The sequence below is a fragment of the uncultured Corynebacterium sp. genome, assembly GCF_902489365.1.
Classification (GTDB): Bacteria; Actinomycetota; Actinomycetes; order Mycobacteriales; family Mycobacteriaceae; genus Corynebacterium.
The window spans coordinates 33,957-40,542 of the sequence record NZ_CABTZR010000016.1 but is presented as its reverse complement, the minus strand read 5'-3'; the positions used below and the strand labels follow the sequence as shown (position 1 = coordinate 40,542).

General features: G+C 58.0%; 7 protein-coding genes. 5 read left to right on the top strand and 2 right to left on the bottom strand.

What is annotated here, in order from left to right:
- Positions 1-120: 120 nt before the first annotated feature.
- The gene (nadE, locus tag RDN59_RS04130) at positions 121-933 is read right to left on the bottom strand and encodes an ammonia-dependent NAD(+) synthetase (RefSeq protein WP_374044584.1); all 813 of its coding nucleotides are present in this window, start codon (positions 931-933) and stop codon (positions 121-123) included.
- Positions 934-1,150: 217 nt separating this feature from the next.
- Here nadE and ykgO point away from each other — a divergent pair, with 217 nt between their 5' ends.
- The 4 genes from ykgO to nrdE all read left to right on the top strand — a co-directional run bounded on the left by ykgO (position 1,151) and on the right by nrdE (position 4,614).
- Positions 1,151-1,273, top strand: a complete 123-nt coding sequence (gene ykgO / locus RDN59_RS04125) for a type B 50S ribosomal protein L36 (protein WP_003847162.1) — start codon at positions 1,151-1,153, stop codon at positions 1,271-1,273.
- 440 nt (positions 1,274-1,713) lie between these two features.
- Positions 1,714-1,953, top strand: coding sequence for a glutaredoxin-like protein NrdH (gene nrdH, locus RDN59_RS04120; RefSeq protein WP_308606737.1), 240 nt, complete (start codon positions 1,714-1,716; stop codon positions 1,951-1,953).
- Positions 1,954-1,962: 9 nt separating this feature from the next.
- Positions 1,963-2,388: a class Ib ribonucleoside-diphosphate reductase assembly flavoprotein NrdI gene (nrdI, locus tag RDN59_RS04115; RefSeq protein WP_308606736.1), complete on the top strand. Its 426-nt coding sequence runs from the start codon at positions 1,963-1,965 to the stop codon at positions 2,386-2,388.
- A gap of 63 nt (positions 2,389-2,451) precedes the next feature.
- A complete protein-coding gene (gene nrdE, locus RDN59_RS04110) occupies positions 2,452-4,614 on the top strand; it encodes a class 1b ribonucleoside-diphosphate reductase subunit alpha (protein WP_308606740.1) in 2,163 nt (720 codons plus the stop codon).
- Here the strand turns inward: nrdE and RDN59_RS04105 are convergent.
- Positions 4,611-5,300: an FCD domain-containing protein gene (locus tag RDN59_RS04105; protein ID WP_308606735.1), complete on the bottom strand. Its 690-nt coding sequence runs from the start codon at positions 5,298-5,300 to the stop codon at positions 4,611-4,613. The genes nrdE and RDN59_RS04105 overlap by 4 nt on opposite strands.
- A gap of 124 nt (positions 5,301-5,424) precedes the next feature.
- Between RDN59_RS04105 and nrdF the strand changes: the two genes are divergently transcribed.
- The gene (gene nrdF / locus RDN59_RS04100) at positions 5,425-6,414 is read left to right on the top strand and encodes a class 1b ribonucleoside-diphosphate reductase subunit beta (protein ID WP_046647383.1); all 990 of its coding nucleotides are present in this window, start codon (positions 5,425-5,427) and stop codon (positions 6,412-6,414) included.
- Positions 6,415-6,586: the final 172 nt, after the last annotated feature.

Genomic DNA, 6,586 nt, shown 5'->3' with positions numbered 1-6,586 from the left:
GTAGGTTTCGATATCCCCCATGGGCACAGAGACTAAAACAGCACCGTGTACCCCGCAACCGGAGAGGCAAAATTCCTGGTTGGAGGGCATGCAGGTAGGGGAGGGACTGGCGAGACCTTGTTAGTTGGTGGGGCCGGGCGGCATGATGCGCTTGTGGGCGCCGCGGTGCCAGAGGCTTTCGATGCGCTCGCGGGCGTCGTCAGGCACGGCCTTGCCCTCGAGGTAGTCGTCGATATGGGCATAGGTCACGCCGAGTGCTTCCTCATCAGCTAGCTGTGGGCGGTCATCCTCCAAGTCGGCGGTAGGAACCTTCTTCCACGTGGACTCGGGTGCTCCGAGGTGCTCGAGAAGTTGAGCACCCTGACGCTTGTTGAGCCCGGCCAGCGGGATGAGGTCAGCGGCGCCGTCGCCCCACTTGGTAAAGAAAGCCGTGACGTTTTCGGCGGCATGGTCGCTTCCGATAACGAGTGCGCCGACCTCACCAGCCACCGCATATTGGGCGGACATGCGCAGGCGTGCCTTGAGATTCCCACGGTTGAAATCGTCCAAGTGCTCCGTGTCGAGTGAGGAAGCCACGGCGCCGGCGAGAGCTGCTGTGGCGTCGGCGATGTTGATGGTGAGCCGGTAATCGGGCTGGATGAAATCGAGCGCTACTTGCGCATCGTCCTCGTCTGCTTGCGTGCCGTGGGGAAGACGTACGGCCCAAAAGTGTGCGCCATCGACACGCTCGACGGCCAGCTGGGCCAAGCGGCCGGCAAGGGTAGAATCCTGGCCACCGGAAATGCCGAGAACAAAGCCCTGAGCGCTGGTGTTGCGCAGATACGTGGCGAGGAAGTCGATACGGCGTTCAATCTCCTCTGCCGGATTAATGAAAGGTTTCGTCCCTAGCGCAGCGATGATCTCTTGTTGAAGCTCCCTGGATGCTTGTGTCATAGCGACCATGGTAGCCATTACGCGCAGGGGTGGTCCGAGGGTCTGTCAGGTTGGTTCGGGGAAAACTTGGCGTGGCTAGTTCTCGGTGATGTGAGTGTTTTGGTAATGAGGCGCTCGTGGGGTAATATTTTTCCTCGTGTCATTGCTGGGTGTCTGCCCAGCTGTGCTTTGAACTAATCAATCGCATCAAGATTGCGCATAACGAAAGGAGCGCCCGATGAAGGTTCGCAAGTCGCTTCGGTCGCTGAAGAAGAAGCCGGGCGCCCAGGTTATTCGCCGCCACGGTAAGGTCTTCGTGATCAACAAGAAGGATCCGCGCTTCAAGGCTCGCCAGGGCTAAGAAACGAGTGTCCTTGGTCCGCCGTCCCCGCATTGTGGGGGCGGCGGATTTTTTATGCCTCCCTTCGCCGGCTGGGGTCGGGGGAGGCGTCGCGGGGCGGCCTGCTCCCATTTGTGGACTTTGTCACAAACTGAGTGAATGTTTGGTAAACGTGCAGGGAATATCACCCGTGTAGTTACCGCCGTGGCGGCGGGGGTTGTGGCGGGGTGTCAACATGTGGGGTCGGGCCGAGTTACATCCTGGGAATACCAGCCATGTAACTACTACATATTGTGTTGGTTGCGGGTTGTGGGCACAAAGTATAGTGTCGTTGATGTTGCTCGGGCGGCGGCCCTACATCACCGCTCAGAGCTCGCATGCAGAGCCGCTAAACGCTCTGCTCGTATCGAATTCAACAGTCACTCCGCGTGTAGTGCCGAAGGAAGCTAAAGGAACGTCACATGAGCATCACCCTCTACACCAAGCCAGCTTGTGTCCAGTGCAACGCCACCAAGAAGGCCCTCGACCGTGCTGGCCTCAATTACGAGACGGTGGATATCTCCCTAGATGATGATGCCCGCGACTACGTGATGGCTCTGGGGTACGTCCAGGCACCGGTCGTTGAGGCGCACGGTGAGCACTGGTCGGGCTTCCGTCCTGACCGCATCAAGGCACTCTCTGCGATGGCGGCGAGCGCCTAGGGCAAAACCATGTTGGTCGTGTATTTCTCTTCCGCTACGGAAAACACCCACCGCTTCGTCGAGAAGCTCGGCCTTCCCAGCGTCCGCATCCCGCTGCGTCTCAGCGATGAGCCCATCACCGTGAATGAACCCTACGTTTTGATTTGTCCGACGTATGGGGGAGGGGCATCGATGAGCGGGCGGAACACGCGGCCTGTCCCCAAGCAAGTCATTCGTTTCCTGAATGACGAACACAACCGCAGTTTCATTCGTGCTGTCGTCGCTGGAGGTAACAGCAACTTCGGCAGTGACTTTGGCAAGGCCGGCGAGGTCATCGCAGCCAAGTGTAAGGTTCCTTATGTGTACCGCTTCGAACTTCTCGGAACCGAGGAAGATGTCACAATTTGCCGTGAAGGCCTCTTGGCCAACGCGGCCGCTTTAGGTTTAGCCGCCTAAGGCTTTAATTCCTACCAACCCATCTCTCCATTTCGCCATAGCAAAGAAAGGCCCGTGAACGTCGTGACCACGCAACTGGGTAAGACCGTCGCTGAACCTGTGAAGCCGGAAGAGCAGCTGGACTACCATGCGCTCAACGCCCTGCTGAACCTGTATGACGAGAACGGCAAGATTCAGTTCGACAAGGACCGCGAGGCCGCGAACCAGTTCTTCCTCCAGCACGTCAACCAGAACACAGTCTACTTCCATGACTTGGAAGAAAAGATGCGCTACCTGGTAGAAAACAAGTACTACGAGCCGGAACTGATCGAGCAGTATGACTTTGAGTTCATCAAGTCCCTGTTTAAGCGCGCCTACGCCTTTAAGTTCCGCTTTAAGACCTTCCTGGGTGCCTACAAGTACTACACCTCCTACACGTTGAAGACCTTCGACGGCCGCCGCTACCTCGAGCGCTTCGAGGACCGTGTATCTATGACTGCCTTGTTCCTGGCTGACGGAGACACGAAGCTGGCAGAGCGCCTCGTCGATGAGATCATGACCGGTCGCTTCCAGCCGGCCACCCCGACGTTCCTCAACGCCGGCAAGGCACAGCGCGGCGAGCTGGTGTCTTGTTTCCTGTTGCGCATCGAGGACAATATGGAGTCGATCGGCCGCTCCATTAACTCTGCTCTGCAGTTGTCCAAGCGCGGTGGCGGCGTCGCTCTGCTGCTGTCCAATATCCGCGAGTCTGGTGCACCCATCAAGCACATCGAGAACCAGTCTTCCGGCGTCATCCCCGTAATGAAGCTGCTCGAGGATTCCTTCTCCTACGCCAACCAGCTGGGTGCTCGTCAGGGTGCTGGTGCGGTCTACCTCAACGCGCATCACCCAGACATCATGAACTTCCTCGACACCAAGCGTGAGAACGCAGATGAGAAGATCCGTATCAAGACTCTCTCGCTCGGCATCGTGATCCCGGATATTACGTTCGAGTTGGCAAAGAACAACGACGACATGTACCTGTTCAGCCCGTACGATGTTGAGCGCGTCTACGGTAAGGCCTTCGGCGATATTTCCGTCACTGAGCACTACGAAGAGATGGTCGAGGATCCGCGTATTCGTAAGAAGAAGATTAACGCTCGCCACTTCTTCCAGACCGTCGCGGAGCTGCAGTTCGAGTCCGGATACCCGTACATCATGTTCGAGGACACCGTGAACCGTGCCAACCCGGTCAAGACTGGGCGCATCAACATGTCGAACCTCTGCTCGGAGATTCTGCAGGTGAACTCCCCGTCGGAGCTCAACGAGGACCTCACCTACAAGACCTTGGGCAGCGACATTTCCTGCAACCTTGGATCCCTCAACATCGCCGCGACCATGGATTCTCCGGACTTTGCCCTCACGGTGGAAACGGCCATCCGCGGATTGACCGCTGTGGCAGACAAGACTTCCATCAACTCCGTGCCCTCCGTGCGCAAGGGCAACGATGATTCCCACGCCATTGGCCTGGGGCAGATGAACTTGCACGGTTACCTCGGTCGCGAGCACATCGAGTACGGATCGGAAGAAGGCCTCGATTTCACCAATGCTTACTTTGCGGCGATCATGTACGCCGCGCTGCGCGCATCTAACAAGCTGGCGCGTGAACGAGGCGAGTACTTCACGGAGTTCCCGGAGTCTGAATACGCGAGCGGCGAATTCTTCGACCGCTACGACCCGGCCGACTTTGCTCCCCGCACGGAGAAGGTCAAGGAGCTCTTCGCTAAGTCGTCGATCCACACTCCGTCGGTAGAGGAGTGGGCGGAGCTGAAGGCGGACGTCGCCAAGCATGGCATGTACAACCGCAACCTGCAGGCGGTGCCGCCGACGGGCTCGATTTCCTATATCAATAACTCGACCTCCTCGATCCATCCGATCGCGTCCAAGATCGAGATTCGTAAGGAAGGCAAGATCGGCCGCGTCTACTACCCAGCGCCGCACATGGACAACGACAACCTGGAGTACTTCAAGGACTCCTACGAGATCGGCTACGAGAAGATCATCGATACCTACGCCGAGGCCACGAAGTACGTTGACCAAGGTCTGTCGCTGACGCTGTTCTTCAAGGACACCGCTACTACCCGCGATATCAACCGCGCCCAGATTTACGCTTGGCGCAAGGGCATTAAGACCCTCTACTACATCCGCCTGCGTCAGATGGCGTTGGAGGGAACCGAGGTTGAGGGCTGCGTTTCCTGCATGCTCTAATCCTTATTCGCACGCGCCTCAAGCAAGATGGCGCGTGCGATTTTTTCTGCGCCCGGTTGGTCGCCTCGGCCGATGGCTTCTGCCAAATCGAGGTGAAGCTGGGCGGTACCGGCCGTCGGGTTTCGCTTGCGGGAACCATAGAGTGAACGCCCGCGCACCATGGAGAGGAGATAGGGGCTCAGCGCTGAGAACATCTCATTGCCTGAGGCGTGGAGGACCATGGCGTGAAAGCGTAGGTCGGTGGCGAGGTGCTCGCCGACGCGCCGTGTGGGCGTGATTTGGAGGCGCTGGGCCATCTCGAGGATCTCTTCCTTATCTTCTGGGGAAGCATGCACGGCGGCGAGCCCGGCAGCGACAGGCTCAATGGCGAGGCGCAGGTCATTAAGGGAGGTGCGCTGGCTATCGCGCGCTTTCTCTGAGCCCAGGCGCCACGAAATGATAGCGGGATCGTAGACCGCCCATTCGCTGATGGGGAGCACTGTAATGCCGACGCGGCGCGAGGAAGAGACCATTCCCAGTTGCTCCAGTGCGCGCATGGCTTCGCGCGCCACGGTTCGGGAAATACCGAAGCGCTCGCAGAGGTCGTTGAGCGTAAAACGTTCACCGGCGGGGAGGGCACCACTGACGATGTCAGTGCCCAGCGCGTCCAAAACGGTGCTGAGTAGGGGAGCGGAGGGTTCAGTCATTCCATCGAAAATCAGGGTCGTGGGAGTAGGGCTTAAGTATAAAACATGCAGGAATTTTGGCCCCTAGTTTTACCGGGTACGATGGCACCAGACTTATCAAAACTAGTAAGACGAGGTGACGTGCGTGTCTCACGAGTACGACGATTACATCGCCAGCCACGAGGCTCCGGTGAAGGCAATCAACTGGAACACCATTCCAGATGAGAAGGATCTTGAGGTGTGGGATCGTCTAACCGGCAACTTCTGGCTCCCAGAGAAGGTCCCGGTGTCCAACGACATCCAGAGCTGGAAGACGCTCACGGAGAAGGAACAGGAGACCACCATGCGCGTCTTCGCTGGCCTGACGTTGCTTGACACTATCCAGGGCACCGTGGGTGCTGTATCGCTGCTTCCCGACGCCGTCACCCCCCACGAAGAGGCCGTCTACACCAACATCGCCTTCATGGAGTCGGTGCACGCGAAGTCCTACTCCAATATCTTCATGACGCTGGCGTCGACCCCGATGATCAACGATGCTTTCCGCTGGTCTGAGGAAAATGAGAACCTGCAGCGCAAGGCCAAGATTGTTATGTCCTACTACCAGGGTGACAATCCGCTGAAGAAGAAGGTCGCCTCCACGCTGTTGGAGTCCTTCCTCTTTTACTCTGGTTTCTTCCTGCCGATGCACTTCTCTTCGCGCGCGAAGCTGACGAATACCGCTGACATCATTCGCCTGATTATCCGCGATGAGGCCGTCCACGGCTATTACATCGGCTACAAGTTCCAGCAGGGGTACAAGAAGCTGTCGGGGCCGGAGCAGGAAGAGATGAAGGGCTACGCCTTCGACCTGCTCTACGACCTCTATGAGAACGAGATCGACTACACCGAGGATCTGTATGACGAGCTGGGCTGGACCGAGGATGTGAAGCGCTTCCTGCGCTACAACGCCAACAAGGCACTGAATAACCTCGGCTTCGAGGGGCTGTTCCCGGCTGATGAGACCCGCGTGTCTCCGGCCATCCTGTCCTCGCTGTCCCCGAACGCGGACGAGAACCACGACTTCTTCTCCGGCTCCGGCTCCTCCTATGTGATTGGTAAGGCGGAGGAAACGACCGATGATGACTGGGACTTCTAGCTAGTTCCTCGCATTTACCTGTCGCCGTACCGCGCCTTCTGGCAGGGATCATCCGAAAGGTTGATTCTTTCAGGGGGTGCGTTTTCGGGTTTTGGGGGACGACACCCCCGCGCTACTGTGTTCTAGATCACCGTATGCTAAGGCGTGGTGTGGGCAGTTGGCCACGTACATG

Coding starts and splice junctions, on each gene's coding strand:
- ykgO (WP_003847162.1), top strand. CDS start 1,151: ATGAAGGTTCGCAAGTCGCTTCGGTCGCTGAAGAAGAAGCCGGGCGCC.
- nrdI (WP_308606736.1), top strand. CDS start 1,963: ATGTTGGTCGTGTATTTCTCTTCCGCTACGGAAAACACCCACCGCTTC.
- nadE (WP_374044584.1), bottom strand. CDS start 933: ATGACACAAGCATCCAGGGAGCTTCAACAAGAGATCATCGCTGCGCTA.
- RDN59_RS04105 (WP_308606735.1), bottom strand. CDS start 5,300: ATGACTGAACCCTCCGCTCCCCTACTCAGCACCGTTTTGGACGCGCTG.
- nrdH (WP_308606737.1), top strand. CDS start 1,714: ATGAGCATCACCCTCTACACCAAGCCAGCTTGTGTCCAGTGCAACGCC.